This window comes from Ruegeria atlantica (genome assembly GCF_947495585.1).
GTDB lineage: Bacteria > Pseudomonadota > Alphaproteobacteria > Rhodobacterales > Rhodobacteraceae > Ruegeria > Ruegeria atlantica_G.
In genome coordinates this window covers 1-21,939 of the sequence record NZ_CANLZK010000010.1, presented here as the reverse complement: position 1 = coordinate 21,939, position 21,939 = coordinate 1, and the positions used below count along the sequence as shown (strand labels likewise).

The 21,939-nt window shown below is 55.2% G+C and carries 21 protein-coding genes and 1 pseudogene; 18 read left to right on the top strand and 4 right to left on the bottom strand.

All coding sequences use genetic code 11. The features are described 5' to 3' along the window. Positions 1 to 2 precede the first annotated feature (2 nt). From QMP16_RS16330 to maiA, 10 genes are all read left to right on the top strand, one after another. Positions 3 to 1,058, top strand: a complete 1,056-nt coding sequence (locus tag QMP16_RS16330) for an aldolase/citrate lyase family protein (protein WP_348774607.1) — start codon at positions 3 to 5, stop codon at positions 1,056 to 1,058. A gap of 43 nt (positions 1,059 to 1,101) precedes the next feature. Continuing rightward, entirely contained in the window at positions 1,102 to 1,830 is a 729-nt protein-coding gene (locus QMP16_RS16320) for a metallophosphoesterase family protein (RefSeq protein WP_282153221.1), read from the top strand. Positions 1,831 to 2,191: 361 nt separating this feature from the next. Beyond that, positions 2,192 to 3,142 carry an MBL fold metallo-hydrolase gene (locus tag QMP16_RS16315; RefSeq protein ID WP_282153220.1) on the top strand — a complete coding sequence of 317 codons (951 nt, stop codon included), beginning with the start codon at positions 2,192 to 2,194 and terminating at the stop codon, positions 3,140 to 3,142. A gap of 25 nt (positions 3,143 to 3,167) precedes the next feature. Further along, the gene (locus QMP16_RS16310; RefSeq protein WP_282153219.1) at positions 3,168 to 4,802 is read left to right on the top strand and encodes an FAD-dependent oxidoreductase; all 1,635 of its coding nucleotides are present in this window, start codon (positions 3,168 to 3,170) and stop codon (positions 4,800 to 4,802) included. Then, on the top strand, positions 4,799 to 4,990 hold the full coding sequence (locus tag QMP16_RS16305; protein WP_282153218.1) for a DUF2783 domain-containing protein: 192 nt from the start codon (positions 4,799 to 4,801) through the stop codon (positions 4,988 to 4,990). The genes QMP16_RS16310 and QMP16_RS16305 overlap by 4 nt, the downstream gene beginning before the upstream one ends. 16 nt (positions 4,991 to 5,006) lie before the next feature. Further along, the gene (locus QMP16_RS16300; protein ID WP_282153217.1) at positions 5,007 to 6,041 is read left to right on the top strand and encodes a TRAP transporter substrate-binding protein; all 1,035 of its coding nucleotides are present in this window, start codon (positions 5,007 to 5,009) and stop codon (positions 6,039 to 6,041) included. Between the two features lie 3 nt (positions 6,042 to 6,044). After that, the gene (locus QMP16_RS16295; protein ID WP_282153216.1) at positions 6,045 to 6,593 is read left to right on the top strand and encodes a TRAP transporter small permease; all 549 of its coding nucleotides are present in this window, start codon (positions 6,045 to 6,047) and stop codon (positions 6,591 to 6,593) included. Beyond that, positions 6,590 to 7,906, top strand: a complete 1,317-nt coding sequence (locus tag QMP16_RS16290) for a TRAP transporter large permease (RefSeq protein WP_058278629.1) — start codon at positions 6,590 to 6,592, stop codon at positions 7,904 to 7,906. Before QMP16_RS16295 ends, QMP16_RS16290 begins: the two co-directional genes overlap by 4 nt. A 63-nt stretch (positions 7,907 to 7,969) precedes the next feature. Further along, the gene (locus QMP16_RS16285) at positions 7,970 to 8,515 is read left to right on the top strand and encodes a VOC family protein (RefSeq protein ID WP_058274548.1); all 546 of its coding nucleotides are present in this window, start codon (positions 7,970 to 7,972) and stop codon (positions 8,513 to 8,515) included. Positions 8,516 to 8,600: 85 nt separating this feature from the next. After that, positions 8,601 to 9,233: a maleylacetoacetate isomerase gene (gene maiA / locus QMP16_RS16280; protein ID WP_282153215.1), complete on the top strand. Its 633-nt coding sequence runs from the start codon at positions 8,601 to 8,603 to the stop codon at positions 9,231 to 9,233. 156 nt (positions 9,234 to 9,389) lie between these two features. On the opposite strand, the gene QMP16_RS16275 is transcribed toward maiA, so the two are convergent. Further along, entirely contained in the window at positions 9,390 to 9,818 is a 429-nt protein-coding gene (locus tag QMP16_RS16275) for a MarR family winged helix-turn-helix transcriptional regulator (protein ID WP_282153214.1), read from the bottom strand. A gap of 140 nt (positions 9,819 to 9,958) precedes the next feature. Between QMP16_RS16275 and QMP16_RS16270 the strand changes: the two are divergent. From QMP16_RS16270 to QMP16_RS16260, 3 genes and pseudogenes are all read left to right on the top strand, one after another. Beyond that, positions 9,959 to 10,608 (top strand): annotated as a pseudogene (locus QMP16_RS16270) (IS6 family transposase); the annotation flags it as partial. A gap of 720 nt (positions 10,609 to 11,328) precedes the next feature. Then, a complete protein-coding gene (locus tag QMP16_RS16265) occupies positions 11,329 to 12,699 on the top strand; it encodes a hypothetical protein (protein ID WP_282153213.1) in 1,371 nt (456 codons plus the stop codon). Positions 12,700 to 12,988: 289 nt separating this feature from the next. After that, positions 12,989 to 13,354, top strand: coding sequence for a hypothetical protein (locus QMP16_RS16260; protein WP_282153212.1), 366 nt, complete (start codon positions 12,989 to 12,991; stop codon positions 13,352 to 13,354). 85 nt (positions 13,355 to 13,439) lie between these two features. Here QMP16_RS16260 and QMP16_RS23655 read toward each other — a convergent pair whose 3' ends face one another. From QMP16_RS23655 to QMP16_RS16255, 3 genes are all read right to left on the bottom strand, one after another. After that, a complete protein-coding gene (locus QMP16_RS23655) occupies positions 13,440 to 13,643 on the bottom strand; it encodes a DDE-type integrase/transposase/recombinase (protein WP_432653411.1) in 204 nt (67 codons plus the stop codon). Between the two features lie 38 nt (positions 13,644 to 13,681). Then, complete coding sequence (locus tag QMP16_RS23650) at positions 13,682 to 13,864, bottom strand: DDE-type integrase/transposase/recombinase (RefSeq protein WP_432653410.1); 183 nt, start codon at positions 13,862 to 13,864, stop codon at positions 13,682 to 13,684. 144 nt (positions 13,865 to 14,008) lie between these two features. Further along, on the bottom strand, positions 14,009 to 14,638 hold the full coding sequence (locus tag QMP16_RS16255; protein ID WP_282153211.1) for a response regulator transcription factor: 630 nt from the start codon (positions 14,636 to 14,638) through the stop codon (positions 14,009 to 14,011). Positions 14,639 to 14,858: 220 nt separating this feature from the next. Between QMP16_RS16255 and QMP16_RS16250 the strand changes: the two genes are divergently transcribed. The 5 genes from QMP16_RS16250 (at position 14,859) to QMP16_RS16230 (ending at position 21,819) form a co-directional block, all read left to right on the top strand. Next, positions 14,859 to 16,100: an aminotransferase gene (locus QMP16_RS16250; protein WP_282153210.1), complete on the top strand. Its 1,242-nt coding sequence runs from the start codon at positions 14,859 to 14,861 to the stop codon at positions 16,098 to 16,100. 31 nt (positions 16,101 to 16,131) lie between these two features. Continuing rightward, positions 16,132 to 17,328, top strand: a complete 1,197-nt coding sequence (locus QMP16_RS16245) for a malate--CoA ligase subunit beta (RefSeq protein ID WP_058273745.1) — start codon at positions 16,132 to 16,134, stop codon at positions 17,326 to 17,328. Next, positions 17,328 to 18,218: a succinate--CoA ligase subunit alpha gene (gene sucD, locus QMP16_RS16240; RefSeq protein WP_058273746.1), complete on the top strand. Its 891-nt coding sequence runs from the start codon at positions 17,328 to 17,330 to the stop codon at positions 18,216 to 18,218. The genes QMP16_RS16245 and sucD overlap by 1 nt, the downstream gene beginning before the upstream one ends. Further along, positions 18,218 to 19,189 carry a 2-hydroxyacid dehydrogenase gene (locus QMP16_RS16235; RefSeq protein WP_282153209.1) on the top strand — a complete coding sequence of 324 codons (972 nt, stop codon included), beginning with the start codon at positions 18,218 to 18,220 and terminating at the stop codon, positions 19,187 to 19,189. Before sucD ends, QMP16_RS16235 begins: the two co-directional genes overlap by 1 nt. A 98-nt stretch (positions 19,190 to 19,287) precedes the next feature. Further along, positions 19,288 to 21,819, top strand: coding sequence for a phosphoenolpyruvate carboxylase (locus tag QMP16_RS16230; protein WP_282153208.1), 2,532 nt, complete (start codon positions 19,288 to 19,290; stop codon positions 21,817 to 21,819). Positions 21,820 to 21,939 lie beyond the last annotated feature (120 nt).

Here is a 21,939-nt window from a genome sequence, read left to right as displayed (position 1 = left end):
GGATGCCTGCGCCACTAAACGCTTTCAAGGCCGCGCTGCAGGCTGGTCTGCCGCAGGTCGGCTGCTGGATTGGAATGGCCGAAACCTATGCCGCTGAAATCGCGGCCACGTCCCAGTTCGACTGGCTGCTCGTTGACGGGGAACACGCCCCAAACGATCTTCGCTCAATCCTGGAACAGGTGCGGGTCATCGAAGGAAGCGGCAGCCAACCGGTCGCACGCTTGCCGATCGGTGAAACCTGGATGATCAAGCAATACCTCGATGCCGGCGTTCAGAATATTCTGGTGCCGATGGTCGAAAGCGGAGATCAGGCGCGGGATTTGGTGCGGGCGGTGCGATACCCGCCCTACGGAGTTCGGGGCGTGGGTTCAGCGTTGGCCAGGGCCTCGCGCTTTGCGGCGATCTCGGACTATCTGAAAACGGCTGATGAACAGATCTGCCTGCTTGTTCAGGTGGAAAACCGCGCCGGGTTAGAGGCACTAGACGATATTCTTGCCTCTGACGTTGATGGGGTCTTTCTCGGTCCCTCCGATCTGGCCGCTGACATGGGACATATCGGTGATGCTGGTCATACAGAAGTGGTAGAAGCCGTTTTGGAAGCGATAACTCGGGTCGTCGCGGCAGGCAAATTTGCCGGGATACTGACACTTGATCCGGCCATGCAGCGTAAATGTCTGGATCTGGGGGCGACCTTCCTGGCCACAAACATCGACGTAACTTTGTTCGCGCAGGCGGTGCGCCGGGCCGCCGATGAAGCCTTGGCGTTGCTACCTGACCAAAGCGTTTCGGGTGTTGCCAAAACGGAAGCGGCCAGCAAGTACCTGCAGCAATTGTGCAAGCACTGGTCCCACAAGGCCCAGGTGACTTTTGACGACAACCACGGCAGCGTGGAATTTCCGGGCGGAAACCGGCTGACCTTGGTCGCGGGTGAATCCAGCCTTTCGCTGACGGCTGAAACCGGCCCTCGCGGAGATCTGACCCGCTGGCAGGAAGTCATCGAAGCGCATCTGGTACGGTTTGCTTTTCGCGAAGACATTAGCATTGACTGGGTGGGCTGATCCCAAATCAACTACCGCCTGAAGACGACGACAAGGAACACTCATGTCAGATCCGGTTTATGTAATTGGCGATATCCATGGCCAACTGGGGATGCTTGAAGACGCACTGGACCGGATCGAACGGGATGGAGGGCCAGACGCCAAGATCGTGTTTCTTGGCGATTATACGGACAGGGGTGCGCAAAGTTGCGGGGTTTTGGATCTGCTGGTCCGAGGGAACGCCGACGGTAAGAACTGGGTCTTTCTGCGTGGCAATCATGACCAGATGTGCGCAATGTTTCTGGAGGACTATCCGCGCAATGATGCGCGCCTGCTGGTCGGGTATCACTGGCTTCATCCTCGGATCGGCGGGATCGAAACGCTGCAGTCCTATGGGGTAAAAGCCACCAAAGTGGACAGAATCTATCAAGTTCACGCCAAAGCCAAACAGGCTGTCCCTCAGGCTCATATCGATTTTCTGAACGGGCTAAAGCCGTTCCATCAGGACGGCGCATTGTTGTTCGTGCACGCAGGTATTCGACCCGGGGTGAAACTGGATCAGCAAGACCACGACGACCTGATATGGATTCGTGAGGAATTCCTGAACCATAAAGATCCACATCCATGGTTGGTAGTCCATGGCCACAGCCACGTGGCCGCACCTGAACATCATGGAAACCGTATCAATCTGGATACAGGTGCAGGCTATGGCCACGCCCTGACCACCGCCGTGTTCGAAGGCACCAAATGCTGGGTACTGGATGATGGTGGGCGGAAACTTGTGACTCACTGAGGCAGTCTCCGGCTAACATGGCGAAAAATGTAGCGTCGCCGGTGTCGTTTCTGTTTCAGAAGCTCTTCAACCATGATCGCCGTCAGCGCTAAGCCTTGAACCACCACATTGGGTCCATCAGACGCTTAATTGAACAGCAGTTCTTTACGGCGGTCGGCATGATTGGCTGCAAAAATAGCGGGAATGGACAACATTTTCCTACGCCGGAAACTTCGCAAAAAATCTTCGAATGCACTCAGCAACAATAGTTCAAACACGTAACTCCAAACGAAACGGCATTGACTTTAGTTTCATATGTAACGATATTCGTTGCAAATGAAACAAAACGAGTCACGTGAGCGACATACTTCGGGAGAACACAATGGCTAAGGCATTCGCATCTCAGGGAGATTTGGGTGAAAAGAAGATTAGCTTCACCGAAGTGGGTGAAGGGCTTTGGGCATTTACTGCTGAAGGTGATCCCAATTCCGGCGTGATCATCGGCGATGATAGTGTCATGATTGTCGAGGCGCAGGCCACACCACGTCTAGCTGGCAAGGTGATTGAGAAGGTCAGAGAAGTTACCGACAAACCGATCACACATCTGGCGCTAACTCACTATCACGCGGTTCGCGTTCTAGGCGCTTCAGCGTATGGCGCAGATCAGGTTCTCATGTCCGAAACAACCCGAGCGCAGGTTGTCGAACGCGGTCAGGAAGATTGGGACAGTGAGTTTCAGCGTTTTCCACGTCTGTTCGAAGGCTATGAAAGCATTCCCGGACTGACATGGCCCACCACAACCTTCAAGGATCGCATGAGCGTCTACCTTGGAAATCGACGCGTCGACCTGATGCATCTTGGTCGCGCTCATACTGCCGGCGACATCGTCATTCACGTCCCGGACCAGAACGTCATGTTTACCGGTGACATCGTCGAGTACCACTCGGCCTGCTATTGCGGCGACGGCCATTTCAACGATTGGGGTGGCACTCTGGACAATATCGCCGCATTTGACGTCGATGCTATCGCGCCCGGCCGCGGTGATGCTCTGCTCGGAAAAGACATGGTTGAAGCAGCAATCGAGTCCACCCGGGATTTTGTCGAAAGCACCTATCGCCCGGCCGCTCGTGTCGCCGCTAGCGGCGGCAGCCTGAAAGATGCCTGGGACGCTGTACGTGACGCGTGCGACCCGAAATTCGCTGACTACGCGATCTACGAACACTGCCTGCCGTTCAATGTTGCGCGCGCCTATGACGAAGCCCGCGGCATCGACACACCACGTATCTGGACGGCGCAGCGGGATCTGGAAATGTGGGAACAACTGCAAGGCTGAACGCCTGAAGGGAGGGGATTTTCCAATGTTTGATGACCGTTACATGCTCGCCTACAAGAGCTACCCATACGAGAAATCACCCGATCAGGATATTGATGCGCCGGTGCGTCACCCGGTTGTGGTCATGGGTGGCGGGCCGATCGGAGTGGCGACCGCGCTGGACCTCGGCCGCCAGGGTATTCCCGTGGTTGTGCTTGATGATCATGAGGGGATCGGTATGGGCAGTCGGGCGATTTGTTTCGCAAAGCGCTGCCTGGAAGTGGCCGACCGCTATGGCTGCGGCGAACCGATGCTGGAAAAGGGCGTTGTCTGGAATCTCGGTAAAGTATTCCATCGCGATGACAAGGTATTCGAATTTAACCTGTTGCCGGAAGACGGGCATAAATACCCTGCCTTCATAAATTTACAGCAGCCATATTTCGAGCAATACATGATCGATCGCCTGCGTGAGCTACAGGACAGCGGTGCCCCGATACAGTTGCGTGGTAAGAACCGTGTGGACAGCGTCGAAGTACACGACGATCACGTCACCCTGAAGGTGATGACACCGGATGGGCCATACACCCTTGAAGCGGACTGGCTTATCGGTTGCGACGGCGCCAATTCACCACTGCGCGGGATGCTTGGTCTCGATTTCAGCGGTCGCGTCTTTCAGGACAGCTTCCTGATTGCCGATATCAAACTGAAAGGCGATCTGAATTTCCCCACCGAGCGCTGGTTCTGGTTTGAACCGACCCACGGCTCTGGCGCCTCAGCTTTGTTGCACAAGCAACCTGATGATGTCTGGCGGATCGACTTCCAGATCGGCTGGGATGTTGACCGTAAAGAAGAACTTAAAGAAGAGAATATCCGTCGCCGATTGGATGCGATGCTGGGGGATGTGGACTATGAAATGGTCTGGTCCTCTATCTACACCTTCCAGTGCAAGCGGATGGACAGCTTCCGCTCTGGTCGCGTGTTTTTTGCTGGTGATGCGGCGCACCAAGTCTCGCCCTTTGGTGCGCGTGGTGCCAATTCCGGCATGCAGGACGTGGACAATCTTGGCTGGAAACTAGGGTTGGTTATTCAAGGCAAAGCGCCGGAGAGCCTGCTTGACACCTACGATACCGAACGGGTTCACGGCGCGGACGAAAACATCCTGAATTCTACACGGTCCACCGATTTCATCACGCCGAAATCAGAAACCAGCCAGATCTTCCGCGATGCCGTGCTCAGCCTGAGCGGAACGTACGAATTCGCACGACCGATGGTCAACTCGGGTCGGCTCTCGGTTCCATGCGTGTACAGTGAATCGGGACTCAATTCCGCTGACGCACTGGCAGGCGGTCCCGAACGGACGCAGCCCGGCGCCCCCTGCCCTGATGCCCCGCTGAGCGATGAATACCTGTTGTCGAAGCTGGGTGATGAGTTCATCCTTTTGACAATCGATGCAGAAGCACCTGAAATTCTGGAAGAGGACGGCATCACGGCACGCCGCCTGGCTCTTTCAACCCGCGACGACCCGACTGGTCAGCTCAGGAAACGCTATCTCGGCGAAGCCAGTTCGGCGGTCTACCTGATCCGCCCAGATCAGCATGTCGCTGCCCGCCGAGCGGAATACAACGAAACCCTGATGCGCACCGCCTTGCGCCGTGCGGCCGGTAAGGAAGTAAGCCAATGAGCGATCTGACCCTGACACCGAATATCGACGGAACCGACGATTTCTACGCCGACCTACTGGCAACGCATGAGGGCAAGACCAAGGCCGAGAGCGATATAATCAACGCAAGGTTAATTCTTATTCTGGCCAATCACATCGGCGACCGGAACGTCCTGAGCCAGGCGCTCAGGGCCGCCGACATCACGTAATCCAAGGGAGGATACCATGAATATCAAACTGAAGGGCAACACCCTGCTGCTCGCCGGCATTGCAACCGCTGCAATGTCTATCGCAACGACTACCGTGGCAGAGACCAAGCTTGCGCTTTCGAGCTGGCTGCCGCCGCGCCATCCGATCGTCGTTGAGGCAATCAAACCCTGGGCCAAGCAAGTGGAGGAAGTCACCGATGGCCGCGTGACTGTACGTGTGCTTGCAAAGCCCATGGGCCCGCCCCCGGCACATTACGACATGGCTGCCGAAGGTATCGCTGACATCACGTACGGCTTGCATTCCTTTACCACAGATGACCGTTTCACCCGCTCTCGGATCGGTCAGTTCTCGTTCATTGGTGACGATGCCGTTGCTGGTTCCAAAGCATTCTGGAATGTCTATTCCGGCCCGCTGGAGGCGCAGAAAGAACATGAGGGCACCAAGCTTCTGGGGCTATTCGTGCACGGCCCCGGTATGTTGCACAACAACGTCCGCAAGATCGAGACAACGGACGATTTCGCAGGCCTGAAGATCCGCGTGCCCGGCGGCTATATCTCGGATCTGATGTCCGGTCTCGGCTCCACAACGCTCTTCATGTCTTCGGGTGAGGTGTATGAAAAGCTCTCGCGCGGAGTAATCGATGGCGTGACGTTCCCCTACGATGCTCTGGCTGCGTTCAAGCTGACCGAAGACGTCAAGTACACGATGCAAGTCCCCGGCGGCATCTACAACACCACTTGGTTCATGGTCATGAACGAAGACAAATGGAACGAGATCTCTGAAGAGGATCAGGCAGCCATCGAGGCGATTTCCGGTGAAGCCTTTGCCGCACTGGTTGGCGAAGCTTGGGTCGGCGCAGACGAGAAAGGCAGCGCCGCGGCCGAAAAGGCCGGGATCGAAATCTACGAAGCGCCAGCCGAAGTCGTTGATGCGATCAAGTCCCAAGCCGCAGATGCCGAAACAGCATGGTCCGAAGCAATCTCGGCGGATGGCTATGACGGCACTGCTGCTCTGGACGAAATGCGCAAACAAGCTGGCGTGGATTTCTGATCCATGGAGCGGCTTCGCCATCGTTTCCCCGACCAGCCCCCTGATGAGGGGCTGGACATCGGGCTGCTGCTCGACAGATCTCTGGGTGTCGGGGCCGCACTGATCCTGTTCAGCCTCGTCCTCATCACCTGTGTGGATGTAGTTGGGCGCTACCTGTTCAACGCACCGCTTTCCGGCGCCTTCGAACTCACAGAAATACTGCTGGCAGCGCTCGTTTTCCTTGCCTTGCCACTGACGACAGAGCGCCGTGAACATGTCGAGGTCGACCTGCTGAATCTGGCGCTTGGACGCAAGACGCAACGTCTTTTGTCTGCGTTTGCAGGCCTGTTCTCTGCAGCCCTGTTAGCCACCTTTTCTTGGCGGCTTTTCACCCATGCGGCCAAGGCCGCACATGACGGCGCAGTGACCAACGCGCTTGAGATTCCACTGGCACCATTCGGCTATCTAGCTGGGGTCTCCTGCATGGTTTCGGCGTTCATCGCATTCCTGCGCGGATTACAACCCCCCATCGAACACGACTCCGATCAAGATCACCTAGAGGGCGCCCCATGATTGAATCTCTGATCGGCTTTGCGATCCTTCTGGGACTTATACTACTGCGCGTGCCTATCGCGTTCGCAATGGCGGCTGTAGGCGGCTTTGGGTTTGCCTATATGCGTGGTTGGGAGCCTGCCTGGGCTATGACAGGGCAAGTGGCCTTTGACACTTCTTTGTCTTACTCCCTTTCGGTCATCCCTCTGTTCATCTTCATGGGCAACGTGTTGGCCGGCTCAGGCGTGGCACACGGGCTGTTCGCCGGTGCCGACCGGCTTTTTGGCAGGCTGCGCGGCGGACTTGCCATGGCTTCGGTCTTTTCTTGTGGAGGTTTCTCCGCGGTGTGCGGCTCGTCCCTGGCCACTGCTGCCACGATGTCAAAAGTCGCCATGCCTTCAATGCGTCGTTTTGGCTATGATGACCGGCTGGCGACAGGCTCTATCGCCGCGGGAGGGACACTGGGCATTTTGATCCCGCCTTCGGTGATCCTGATCATCTACGGCCTGTTGACCGAAACCAATATTGCCAAGCTTTTTATCGCGGGAATTGTGCCAGGTATCATTGGTGTGCTGTTTTATCTTGGCGCGGTCATGGTTGCGGTACGGTTGAACCCCTCTCTGGCTCCGGAGGAGGAAAACACCGAACCGATGAGCCGGGCTGACGTCATAGGCGTCATCTGTGTGCTGGGGCTTTTTCTCTTCATCATGGTTGGCATTTATGGTGGGTTTTTCACACCAACTGAGGCAGCCGGAATGGGTGCAGGTGCTTCGATCCTGATCGCCATTGCCCTCAGGACGATGACCTGGCGCAGCTTTTTCGCAGCTACACTGGATTCGATCCGGGCTACTGCCATGATCTTTGCTGTGATCATCGGTGCCGAGCTGTTCACCAACTTCATAAACTACGCCGGACTGCCGGATGCCCTATCAGGCTTTGTTGTCGACAATGAATTGCCGGTCTGGGCAGTCATTGTGTTCATCATGCTGACCTACATGGTGCTTGGTTGTGTGCTTGAAAGCCTGTCGATGATCTTACTAACAGTGCCGGTCTTTTACCCACTGATGTTTGAGCTTGAGTTTGCCAATGAACTCCTGCTCGATCCCGAAAACGCCCTGATCTGGTTCGCCATTGTCGTTGTTGTGGCCACTGAAATCAGCCTGATCACACCCCCCGTCGGTATGAATGTCTTCGTGCTGAAGGGCGTGTTGCAAGATGTCTCACTCGGAACGATCTTTCGCGGCGTGCTGCCATTCTGGATCGCGGACATCCTGCGGCTGACCCTGCTCATCCTTGTACCCTCCCTGTCACTCTGGCTGGTGGGGTTGATGTGAACGCCTGAGGCGACCGTACGTTGCCTTGGCCTTGAAAACTGCACTCTCGGAAAGGAGAAATCGATGAAAATCGAGAAGATCCATCACGTCGCTTACCGCTGCAAAGACGCAAAAGAGACGGTCGAATGGTATGGAAAAATGCTGAACATGGACTTCATCCTGGCCATCGCCGAGGATCATGTCCCATCTACGCATGAGCCGGACCCCTACATGCATCTGTTTTTGGACGCCGGGAATGGGAATGTTCTGGCCTTCTTCGAGCTGCCCACGAAGCCGGAAATGGGCCGGGATCCCAATACCCCGATCTGGGTGCAGCATATCGCCTTCAAGGTGAAGGATCGCGAAACGCTGCTTCAGTTCAAGGATCATCTGGAAGCCAATGGCGTCGAAGTGCTCGGCGTGACCGACCATTCGATTTTTCACTCTATCTACTTCTTTGATCCTTCCGGCCATCGTATCGAACTGGCCTGCCCGGACCCGGAAGAAGAAGCGCTGCTGGAGCGCATGGACGAAGTGAAATGGCTTATGTTGGACGAGTGGTCGAAGACCAAGAAAGCTCCGAAACATGCCGATTGGCTGCATGCCAAAGAACTCAACAAGTCTGCCTGACGGGCATCCCGTGCCGGATGGGCTTCCGGCGCGGGAACCTATCTTTGGCAAAATCCAAGACGGCTGACCGCAAAACAAGGAAGTCATGAAACTATACGGCTATTGGCGCTCGACGACCTCTTTCCGGGTCCGGATCGCATTGAATCTCAAGGGTGTTTCCTATGAAACGGTTCCGGTCAACCTTGTTGCCGGAGAACAAGGCGCGCCGGACTACGTCGCGCTGAACCCCGGGAAGGGCGTCCCTACGCTGATCCTTGAGGACGGTCGTGTACTCACCCAATCGCTTGCGATCATCGATTATCTCGACGCCACCATACCCGAACCTCCGCTCCTGCCGGAGGACCCGTTCGAACGTGCGCGGGTACAGGCTGCGGCCCATACCATCGCGATGGACATACATCCGGTTAACAACCTTAGGGTCACTGCGCATCTGAAGTCCCGGTATGGGCTTACGGCCGAGGATGGGATCGAGTGGTTTCGGCATTGGATGACCGAAGGTTTCCATGCCTATCAAGCGCTTTTGCCAGCTAACACCACCTTCAGTTTTGGTGACAAGCCGGACCTTGCCGATATCGGCCTTGTTGCGCAGCTTTACAACGCACATCGCTGGGGCGTCGATATGGCTCCATTCGACCGTCTGCTTGAGATCGAAGAACGCGCATTCGCCCTGCCCGCTTTCGACGCCGCCCGACCTGAAAATCAGCCCGACGCCTCCTGAAAGAAATACACTGGCAGACCTCATTCTCATCCAGGTCGACGGCGTCAGCCCGGCCGAGATGGCAATGCCCTTCCGCTTCACCGATTACAAGGATCTCTAAGCCGGTCGGCAGCCAGCGCTCCAGATGGCTTGAGTTGCGCAGATTGGCTTATGTACCTATGTCACCGACGCGGCCTTAAGCAGCGCAGTCACGCCTCGGTCCAGTGCTGCACGGTCCTCGGCCGACATGGAATTCAGCATCCCTTGCGCGCAAGCATCGACTTGTGGCAGCAACTGTTCGAAACGCCGATGGCCTTCCGGCGTACAATGATAAACCCTTATCCGGCGATCTTCTTCGGAAATTGCTCTGGTTATCAAACCTTTATCGTCAAGCCTCTGCGCGGCCCGGCTGACTTGAACCTTATCCAGAGTGGTGCGTTGCCAGAGTTCCAGAGAGGTCAGGCTTTTGGCATTGGCAAGTAGAAAAAGCAGGCGCCATTCCTCCCGTGATAGCCCGAATTCGCGCTGGTATACTTCCGTGAGTTTTCGTGAGAACGCTTCGGACGCCACAGCGAGACGATAGGGAAAGAAGGAATCTAGTTGCATACGAAACTATATATCCGCTTTGTTTCACATGCAACGAATTTTCCTGCACTGATCTTCGCCACCTTGACGCTGATTGTTTTGCAAACTGTCAGCCAAAGTTGACGAAATCGCGTTTCCCAGTGTTTTGATTTTGTTGCGAAGTATTTTTCTGGGTTCGCTACGGCGTCTCGTACCGCGACCTAGAAGAGATCATGGCGGAACGTGGGGTGACGGTTGATCACGCGACGCTGAACCGATGGGTCTTTAAATACTCGCCTCAGGTTTCTCAGATGACGCAAAAAGGGATATCAAGATTGCTGGATCTTGACGCATGGACGAGGCCTATCTGAAGGATCGTGGTGAATGGGTCTGTTTGTACTGCGCTGTGGACCGTGAATGTCAAACCTTTGACTTCATGTTGTCAGCGAAGCAAGACACCGCCGCGGCCAGTAAATTCTTAGCCATTGTGCTGTGTCGCAACCGCATCCCAACGCGGATTACAATTGACATAAGTCGTAGCAACACCGCCGGGATCAAGGAAATGAACGGAATCTTCAGACGGTAGCAGACACCTGTCAAAATCGACACCGTCAGATCGAAGTACCTCCACAACATCGTCCAGCAGGATCACCGTTTCATCAAGCGGCGCACGAGACCGATGCTCGATTTCAAAAGCTTCATCTCAGCAGCGGCGACACTCGCGAGCATTGAAGCAGCTAACATGATCTGCAAAGGTCAGGTCGGATCTTCAACAAGGGTTTCCGTCAATTCGCTGAATTCGCGGAAAAATTGCACCCAATCAGAGCCCTAGCTCTGACCAACGCCAAAGACTGCGACAGAACCCACGCAACTCGATGTTCTAATCGTTGTTTAGGCTCTGCCCGAAACCGTGGCATCTGAAGTTGTCTCTTTCCAGTATTTTCATACGCGCCCTTTTGGAGAGCGCGCGCCTGGGTGATGCATTTAGATTCGTTTCTTGGGCCCTGCTGTACATGCCGTAACCGCTGCTTGTCATAGGTTTCGGTTCCAAGCGCTCCGGAAATTAGACCTCGGCAAGTTCGAGTCGTATTGCCACTGCACCGCCTCGTTCCCCGAAAAGAAATGGCTCGCCAAAATTTGTCAGAAAAGGTAGCGGATTTCCTTCGGATCGTCGGTAGCCTTTGTGAAGACTACCAAAGGACAACTTCGAAGGTACACGGAGTTCGATGCGACCATCGTCGTCTGCGTATTCAAAAAAATGTGTACATAACGAGAACATATTATCTTGACGTTCATCAGGGTGGATACGGACAAAATAGCTCTGAACAACATTCTCAGAGTATTCCAAGAAGCCTCCTAAAATTACTTTTAAATGTCGTTTTCACCTGAGGCCCGCCATTACGAAATTAGAAATGCTTGTTGATTGACTGCAGCACAAGTTAACTTCGATGTAGGGCGACCCAAAGTGGTCCTTCATAGAATTCGGTAATGCTGCGGTGCCGCTTCGCCAAACCGGCCACCCGTTGCACGTCCGAGATTGGCATTTCTAAAGATGGCAACACGCGCAACAGGGCCTGTTGGGTATTTTCTCAACAATGCCCGAAAAATCAGTGCTTGGATTAATCATAGGGAAAAGGCCGAAACACAGTTAGAAATAATTAACTCGGATAGAATTCCTCAAGAGGCGAAGAACACGCCCGAACCGGATAGGTCTGTTAATTTGATACCGACAATTACCTTTGTGGGCATCGGAGCAGTTGTTCTTGTAGGATTGCTGTTCGCTCCGTTTTCACGAACCGCGATTTGGCGCGCCACAGTTACCCCACTCGCCTCAATCATCGGGAGTGGGTTTCTGGTTTCTGCCCCTCTGCTTGCCCGGGAGTTCGGGGGCTTTGCAGCGCTTGCGATGGCGCTGTTAATTCTGGCGGCAATGCTGATTGGATGGACAATTCGCTACAACATCAGAGTTGTCGAACCACAATTGGCAACTGACAAGGATCATGTCCTGCATTCGATTGAGCAACTCAGTCATATTGTCCTTGCATTTGCCTACTTCATTTCCGTTTCCTATTACCTTGCCCTTCTCGGGCACTTTGTCCTACAGGGCGCAAATATTGACCGGCCAGAGTTGGCAAAACCCATCGCGATAAGTCTTTTGGTAGTGATTGGGCTATTAGGTTGGAGCGGTGGAGCGCAAAAAGTTGCCCGCGTTGAACGCTATGCGACAGCTTTAAATTTATCCGTGATAGCTGGATTTCTTGCGGCTCTTGCGGTTTTTGCATTCGGTAAGATCGTCGGACCGGGCGACTTTCTGTCAGCTGCTGGTAAATTCGAGCTTAAGTCACTTCCCGTTCTTCTCGGGTTGCTGATTGTTGTGCAAGGATTTGAAACAACAAGGTTCATGGGCGAGGAATTTGATGCGCAGACCAGAATTAAAGCGATGTGGAATGCGCAGTTGGTCTCCGGGGTTATTTACGTTGTCTTTTTCATACTCCTTTCGCCGCTGCTGATAGACCTGTCTCAGGGAGAGGGAGTTGCCGCTGTTATATCTGTCTCGGCTTTGGTCGCGGGTATACTGCCGATTTCTTTGACAATAGCTGCAACAGCCAGCCAATTTAGCGCATCTGTTGCAGACAGTATTGGGGATGCCGGCCTGATCGGCGAGATCACTCATGACCGCGTAAACCCCAGCCACGCCTATGGTTTAATTGCGCTGGTTGGAATTGGCATTCTGTGGTCAACTGATGTTGACCAGGTGATTGCCTTGGCAAGCCGTGCCTTTGCCTTGTTTTATGCCCTTCAGTGCCTGGTCGCATTTGAAGCTGCACGTAAGCGTAAGGGTGACGAGAAAAATGCCGTCGCCTTTTTAGCGCTAAGTATTGTTTCCGGAGCGGTCTTCGTATTTGGCGTTCCAGCCGGTTGAACAAGATTGCGCAAGGGAATGGAAACCGAGTGCTTTCAACACTCAGCAATGTCCAAACGAAGCCGAATTCGCCTCATCTCATCGATGCGCTGAATGGGTGATGAAGGTTCGCAGACCCAAGAAATTTGACCCTATAGCGCCCAAAACACCAATTGAGGTGACGGCTAGGTGCAGAACGCCTAACCTATGAAAGAAATTATTTTTGTTACCAAATTCATGGGGTCGATTCAAAAGCCGACTTCAAAAAGCGCCATGTTCTATTGAGGCGTACGCAATAAAGGAGAGTGAAATGACCACTGAAGACCAACTTTGGGCGACAGAAGAGCGGCTGTGGTTGAACGGTTTCGATTCCGCCCATTCAGAAATATCTGAAGATGCTGTGATGATCTTCCCGTACCCGGCGAAAATACAACGCGGCACGACTGGTGCGCGAGGCACGGCATTGTGGCGGACGGTTCGAATGAGCGATCGCCATTTTAATCAAAAAGGTGAGATTTCTGTTCTCGCTTATCGGGTGTCAGCCGAACGACCTAATGCTCCGATTTTTCATGCTGTGTGTGCATCAACATACTTAAACGATGCCGGTAATTGGAAGCTCGTGTCACATCAGCAAACACCAGCCGACGAAGAGACGTTAGCGCAGCCCGAGCTTTAATAAATTGATACAAAGGATATTGATCAGCCCCCCCTTGAGTGACCAAGATTGATTGTGGGTGAATGTGTTGTCTCATTTTCGGCACCTATCCTGCAATCTCGGCAAAAATCCGGAAGCCAGACGTCGTAATGCTGCGGAATTGCCGCTTCCGGATCATGTTGGCGACTTCGATACTGTGCAGGGTAACCGAGGCGGATCTTAACGATTTGAACCCGCAAATGTATCGGATGCGTCGCTGAATGACCCGATGATCTTGTTCAATCACGTTGTTCAAATATACGGATCTGATTAATCGAATTTTGGCTGGGCAGCCAAACCAACAAGGATTTAATTTGCTTCTCGAATGCTCGCCGCGTTGACTCCACTTTTATCACTAAGAATTTTGTCTGGAATTCCATTAGAAGACAGCGATTTGACAAGGAACCCAGTTGCTGCTGGGCAGTTTCTGCGCTCAGACAGTATGAAATCAGGGGTGTTTCCAGCTTTGTCGACTGCCCGAAGGACGTACATACAGTTGCCGCAAAAACTTTGCAACGGCACCGCGATGCTTTTCATACTAACAAAATGATCCACTATCAAACCCCGGAATCAAACGGCTAGTCCGATAGCCCAACTCGGATTCTCACAATTCATTGCGAAACAACACCTACGAGCCTAATCTGAAGCAGATTTGGCTGAATAGTAATAAGCGATGGCTTGCGCCCGGTTTCTAACTGACAGCTTTTCGTAGATATTCGAGAGGTGGAATTTCACGGTATTGGTGGAAATCTGTAACTCTTTTGACAGTTCCCGGTTGGACATTCCCTTCGACAGTGCCTCAAGGATAGCCCGCTCTTTGCGCGACAAGGTCTGAAGAGGGCTATGTTGCACCGTGCGTACATCGATGAATGGGAAAACCATCTTACCTTTGGCAACATCAACGCATGTCTCCAGCAGGCCTTCAACCTCACCGGAACGAGGTGCAAACCCTGCGGCGCCTGCTTGCATGGCCAGCCGTGGGACATCACCTGCCTCATCACCATAGACCACAAAACGCGGTGCATTTTCCTGTTCGCGCAGCACTTCAATCAGTTTGGCTGCACCCAAAGCTGGCAGCTCCCAGGATACCACGCAGACCTTGACCGGCACACGCATGACTGCCCCAAGGAAACCTTCGGCAGTTGCAGATGTCGCCACCAACGAGAATCGTTTGTCTCTCTCGAAGATTTCGGACATCGCCGAGAGGACGAGAGAATTGTTGTTGGCGAGCATGATGTCGATCGGAGGGGGCGTTGTGTCGAGCATTGATTTTCCACCTAATTTACCCAAGAACTACCATGTTGGGTAGGAAAGTTTCCGGTATACTTCGGTATATTTGCCAGAATGGGTAGGTTCTTCCCCACCCAAATAGCTACCCTAAAACAGTAGTAAGTTACGTTGCGCCCTGACGCAAGGATCGGCTTTTCTTTTCGGTAACGCGACAGACGGGGCGCATTACGGACCCCGTCGCCGAGGAGGATCGCCAATGACGTTTCAAATCTACCCGACGCTCGAAATTCCGGAAACACTGGCTGCGGGACCCGGACCAAGCAATACCGATGCCCGCGTTCTGCATGCCTTTGCAAATGCGGGTGTTGCGGATCACATGCAGGGTGACGTCCTGCGCGGCATGATCGAATGCAAGCACATGCTGCGCAAAATCTGGGGCACCGACAATACCTATACCTTCGCGGTTGCTGGCACCGGTTGGAGCGCGCTGGACACTATGTTCTCGGCCGTTATGCCTGGCGACAAGGTGGTTGCGTTCACCAATGGCACCTTTTCCGGCATTGACGCGCTGACCCTTCGGATTAAGGCAGCCACGCCCGAAGAACATGCCGCCAATCCACTTGATCCCAATGCGGCCAGCGTCACCGTGATCGAAATTCCGCATGGCCAGCCCGTGACCGGTGAGATGGTCGAGGTCGCATTGGCCGAACACAAGCCGAAATGGGCTTTCATGGCGCATTGGGAAACCGGTTCCGGCCGTGTCAACGATGTACAGGGATTCTCGGATGCGTGTGAAAATCATGGCACCATGGGTCTGATTGATGCCGTATCTTCGCTGGGTGTTGCAGACTTTCGTATCGACGATTTCCCCGGCATCGCAGGCTGGGCTTCGTGTCCGCAAAAAGGCCTATGCTGCCTGCCCCTGACCTATGCGCCTGTCAGCTTTACCGACGCCTTTATCGAGGCGCTGAAGACAACCGGTGCTTACTCTTACGTCCACAACCCGATTTTCGAGGCCCGCCATTGGGGCATTGTCGACGGCCAGGATGTTGAGAAAGGCACCTATCACCGGACCCATTCGGGCTATGCCGTCGCCGCGTTCCATGAATCTCTGCGTCTGACCTTGCAGGAAGGGCTGGCTAAACGCGCGCATTCCTACAAAACGCATGAGGCCGTTCTGCGTGACGCCGTCACCGCGATGGGCTGCGATGTCACTTCGGACATGCCAAGCCTCGTAGTGCTGAACCTGCCCACAGAACTGGCTGGCCGCGAAATGGAATTGGTACAGAACTGCCGCGCGCGTGGCTTTGGCATCTGGCCGACACTCAGCGCCCCGGTACAGGTGCGCATCGGCATCCTGAACCAACTGAACCATCAGTCGATCAGCCGCATCGTAAAACTGTTTGGCGAGGCGATCCGCGAACTGGGCGGCACAGTGGATTTTGAAGCCATCGAAGCGCTGCTGGAAAGCCGCTACGGCACGTCGATCGCGGCCTGACCGCACTGCATGAACGGGAGGAAGATTGCAGATGGATATTCACGAATATCAGGCGAAAGAGGTTCTTTCGAATTTTGGTGTCGCCGTGCCTTCGGGTGCGCTGGCCTACAGTCCCGAACAAGCGGCATATCGGGCGCGCGAGCTGGGGGGCGATCGTTGGATCGTGAAGGCTCAAGTCCATGCCGGAGGCCGTGGAAAAGCCGGTGGTGTCAAACTGTGCAACACCGAGAACGAAATCCATGAAGCCTGTGACGAGATGTTCGGACGTAGGTTGGTTACGCATCAAACCGGTCCCGAAGGAAAGGGCATTTACCGTGTCTACGTTGAATCCGCCGTGCCGATTGATCGCGAGATCTATCTGGGCTTCGTGCTGGATCGCTCCAGCCAGCGGGTGATGATCGTGGCCTCGTCGGAAGGCGGCATGGAGATCGAAGATATCTCGGCCGAACGCCCCGACAGCATCGTGCGATCGATCGTCGAACCAGCCGTGGGCCTGCAGGAATTCCAGGCGCGCGAAATCGCATTTCAACTGGGTTTTGAGGCGAAATTGGTTCAGCAAATGGTGCGCACGCTACAGGGCTGCTACGCCGCCTTCAGCAATCTGGACGCCACCATGGTCGAGATCAACCCGCTGGTCATCACCGGTGACGATCGGGTTCTGGCGTTGGATGCCAAGATGAGCTTTGACGACAACGCATTGTTCCGGCATCCGCAGATCTCAGAGTTACGCGACAAAAGCCAGGAAGACCCACGCGAAAGTCGCGCTGCGGATCGCGGCCTGTCTTATGTCGGTCTTGACGGCAATATCGGCTGTATCGTGAACGGCGCCGGTCTGGCCATGGCCACGATGGATACGATCAAGTTGGCGGGGGGCGAACCTGCGAACTTTCTGGACATCGGCGGTGGCGCCTCACCCGAACGTGTGGCCAAGGCCTTTCGTCTGGTCCTGTCAGACAAGAACGTGCAGGCGGTGCTGGTCAACATATTCGCCGGGATCAATCGCTGTGACTGGGTCGCAGAGGGCGTCGTTCAGGCGCTACGCGAACTTGAGCTTGAAATCCCTGTCATCGTGCGGCTGGCCGGCACCAATGTCGCGGAAGGTCAAAAAATCCTGGCCAAATCCGGATTGCCGATCATCCGCGCCACCACCCTGATGGAAGCCGCCGAACGCGCTGTTGGCGCGTGGCAAAACGATCTGACCCAAAACACCAAGATGAGGGCTGTCTAATGAGCATTCTTCTGGATCGCGACAGCCGTGTTATCGTTCAGGGCATTACCGGACGAATGGCACGGTTCCATACCAAGGACATGCTGGACTACGGCACTAATGTCGTCGGCGGCGTTGTCCCCGGCAAGGGCGGCGAGACCGTCGAGGGCGTGCCGGTCTTTGACACCGTCAAACAGGCCGTTGAGGCGACCGGTGCCGATGCCAGCCTTGTTTTCGTGCCGCCACCATTTGCCGCCGATTCCATCATGGAGGCCGCAGATGCGGGTATCCGCTATTGCGTCTGTATCACCGACGGTATCCCGGCGCAGGACATGATCCGGGTCAAGCGCTACATGTACCGCTATCCCAAAGACAAGCGCATGGTGCTGACCGGGCCCAACTGCGCGGGCACCATCAGCCCCGGCAAGGCTCTGCTGGGGATCATGCCAGGCCACATCTACCTGCCCGGCAATGTCGGCATCATCGGTCGATCCGGCACGCTCGGCTATGAGGCCGCAGCCCAACTGAAAGAACACGGCATCGGAGTCTCAACTAGTGTCGGGATCGGTGGCGACCCGATCAACGGGTCTTCGTTCCGCGATATCCTTGAGCGGTTCGAACAGGACAAGGATACCGAAGTCATTGCCATGATCGGCGAGATCGGCGGCCCGCAGGAAGCCGAGGCCGCAGAATACATCCGCGACAACATAACCAAGCCCGTCGTCGCCTATGTTGCAGGTCTGACCGCGCCCAAAGGTCGGACTATGGGTCATGCTGGTGCGATCATCTCGGCCTTTGGCGAAAGTGCCTCGGAGAAGGTCGAAATCTTGTCGGCGGCGGGGGTGACCGTTGCTGAAAACCCGGCGGTGATTGGCGAAACCATTGCCCGCGTCATGGGAAAGGCCGCGTGATGACCAAACCTTCAGTCCTTGTCACCCGTCGCTGGCCCGCCGCCGTCGAGGCGCGACTGGCCGAAGACTACAACACTGTACTCAATACCGGGGATACTCCGATGTCCCCGGCTGAAATCCGCGACGCCCTGAAACACTATGATGCGGTGCTGCCCACCGTTACCGATACGCTCAGCGCCGAGGCGCTAGACATCCCCGCAGCACAGACCAAAATTCTGGCCAATTACGGGGTCGGGTACAGCCACATTTGCGAGCCCTCAGCCCGCGAACTTGGCATGACCGTGACAAACACGCCTGACGTTCTGTCTGAATGTACCGCCGATATCGCGATGACATTATTGCTGATGGTAGCGCGCCGCGCCGGCGAAGGCGAACGCGAGCTGCGCGCCGGAAACTGGACCGGTTGGCGGCCCACGCATCTGGTCGGCACCAAGGTCAGCGGTAAGACCCTGGGCATCATCGGCTATGGCCGCATCGGGCAGGAAATGGCCCGCCGCGCCCATCATGGCTTTGGTATGGATGTCGTTATTTACAATCGCAGCCAGGTGGCGCCCGACGTTTTAGCCAAGTGCAATGCCACTCAGGTGGATACTGTCGATGAGCTGTTGCCGCAATGCGACTTCGTCTCGCTGCACTGCCCCGGAGGGGCCGCAAACCGGCACCTGATCAACGGCCGAAGACTCGACTTGATGAAACCCGACGCCTTCCTGATCAACACCGCGCGCGGCGAGGTCATCGACGAGCACGCCCTGATCCAAGCCCTGATGTTCGACACCATCGGCGGCGCGGCGCTGGATGTATTTGACGGCGAGCCCCGCATTAGCTCGGACCTGCTGCAATGTGACAACCTCGTCATGCTGCCACATCTCGGAAGCGCGACTAAAGAAGCACGCGAAGCTATGGGGTTCCGCGTCATTGAAAACCTCAATGATTTCTTCAATGGCAAAAATCCAAGAGACAAAGTGATCTGATGCAAGCGTTGGCTCAGGATACCCAGCCGCCCCTTCCACCGTCCGCGTACGCGGACGGTCTTCGGACTGAATTGCGCGCGCTATGGCGAAACATCCTTTTGAAAAGGGCGCCACATGTCGCTTCTTGGGCCGAAGCCAAGCCGCTGCCCCCCATTCCAACTGGCCAGGCCGCAATCCCGTATTTGCAGGCCCTGTCGATCTGGTTTCAGCTTGTGCGCATCATCGACGAAAACGCAGATGTGCGGGATCGTCGACAAATCGAAACCCAAAAAGGTGCCCAAGCGGTTGAAGGTGGATTTGCCGAAGTGTTGTCGGACCTTAATCTGAGTGTTGGGGAAACCGAAGAGTTGGCAGGTAGTTTAGTGACTGGCCCAACGCTAACTGCGCATCCGACCGAAGCCAAACGCGTCACCGTTCTTGAAATTCACCGCCGGATTTATCGTATCCTGGTCAGCCTCGAAGCTCAGCGCTGGACGCCAATTGAACGTTCAACATTGTTGAATGATCTGGAAGGCGAGATCGACCTACTATGGATGACCGGAGAATTACGCTTGTCACGTCCCAGTTTACGTGACGAGATCGAATGGGGTTTGCAGTTTTTCCGCGACGCAATCTTCGATGCTGTGCCACAGGTCATCGATCGGTTCGATCACGCCTGTTTGCAGGTTTTGGGTCAGACTTTGAATGCGACGCCCAATGTCCGATTTCATAGCTGGATTGGCGGAGACCGGGATGGCAACCCGAATGTAACCTCTGAGATGACCAAACTGGCTCTGCAACGTGGGCGCGAGACAGCGATTGATCTTTACTGTCAGGCTCTGGATAAAGCCGCGCAAAAACTGAGCATAAGCGCCCTTATCCTACCACTGCCCGAACCTCACGGTGAACGGTTGCAGGCAATCATCAACTGCGCACCCAAGAATGACCGCAACCCGAACGAACCATTTCGGCAGGCCCTGAATGCCGTCCGCCAAAGACTGACAAGTGCCGGTTATCAGCATATCTCGCAGTTCGAGTGTGATCTCGACGCGCTTGATGAGGCGCTTTGTGCAGTAAACGCCGAAATTCTGTCAAGGCGGCATATCCGACCTCTTCGCCGGGCGGCAACCGTATTCGGGTTGCGTACCACAACCTTGGACATACGGCAGAATTCGACTGTGACGACTAGCGTTCTGGCAGAAATCTGGTCTGCATTCGAACCTGCGCCCAAATACGGAACACCCGAATGGTCGACCCGTCTGCGCACCGAGTTGGCAGACCAGAACCTGCAGTATCCTCAGCGTGACGGGTTGAGTGATCAGGCGCAGGAATTACTAGCCTTACTAGCCCTTATGCACGCTGTTCGAACAGGGCCGGATCCCAAAGCTGTCGGACCATTCATCTTGTCGATGACACGCTCGGCAGACGATATTCTGGGTGTCTATCTTCTCGCCCGCTATGCCGGGTTCGGATCAGAGACACTGGATATTTCTGTGGTGCCGCTGTTCGAGACGATCGGTGATCTGCGCAACGCCTCAGCAATTCTGCTGGATGTTTTGGATGTTCCGCTTGCCCGCCGCAGCCTTAAGTCAGGTGGCAATGTGATCGAGGTGATGTTGGGATACTCCGACAGCGGTAAAGATGGCGGATATTTCTGTTCGACTTGGGAACTGGACCGCGCGCAGCGCCGGATCGTTACAGCACTTGCGTCGCAGGGATTTAGTGCCGCGTTTTTTCACGGACGTGGTGGTTCTGTCAGCCGGGGTGGTGCCCCCACAGGCCGGGCAATAGCCGCGCAGCCCAGTGGCACAATTGCCAGGCGGTTGCGCGTAACGGAACAGGGCGAAGTAGTGTCTGCCAAATATGCCAACCGCGGGACAGCCGCAGCGCATCTGGAATTGCTTTTGTCCAGCACGCTACGCCACACGGCCAGTCACACCAAAGCGCCGGACCGCCCGGAATTCGATGACGCGCAAGATGCATTGTCCGAGCTTTCTCAGATGGCTTATGTTTCGCTGCTGCAAACGCCGGGGTTTCTTGAGTATTTCCAACAGGCCAGCCCGGTTGAAGAACTAGCCCGCCTTAAAATCGGATCGCGCCCCGCCCGTCGGTTCGGCGCAGCCAGCCTTGATGATCTGCGTGCCATTCCATGGGTGTTTGCGTGGTCGCAAAACCGCCACCTGATTACTGGCTGGTACGGGTTCGGCGCCGCCATGGTCAATTTTAGGAAGTTCCGCGGCGCACGGGGTGATGAGGTACTTCGAGATATGTTTCGGCAGTCCCGGTTGTTCCGCCTTGCGGTCGATGAAATGGAAAAGTCTCTGTACCAGACCGATATGACAATCGCGGCGAAATACAGCGAACTGGTCTGCGACGCCAACACACGCCAACGCATTCTTCGGGCAATCACCTCGGAATACTGCAAGGCTTGCGACGCTGTGAAGTTTTTGAACGGCGGGCAAAGCATTGGACAGCGTTTCCCACGACTGTGTGAGCGCGTCGAACGCAAGCGAGATGAACTTGCCCGCATTCACACTCTGCAAGTCGACCTACTACGCCAGACCCGCAGTGAACAGCAGGCCGGAACGGTTCCGGTCGCTCTGCTGCAATCCATGAACGCCATTTCCGCCGGCCTTGGCTGGACCGGTTGACAACTTCAGGAGATTACAAATTGAACGCCCCTCACCGTACGCACGGATTTTTCACCCAGTCCCTGTCTGACCGTGATCCCGAGCTGTTCGGCTCGATCACATCCGAGCTGGGTCGTCAGC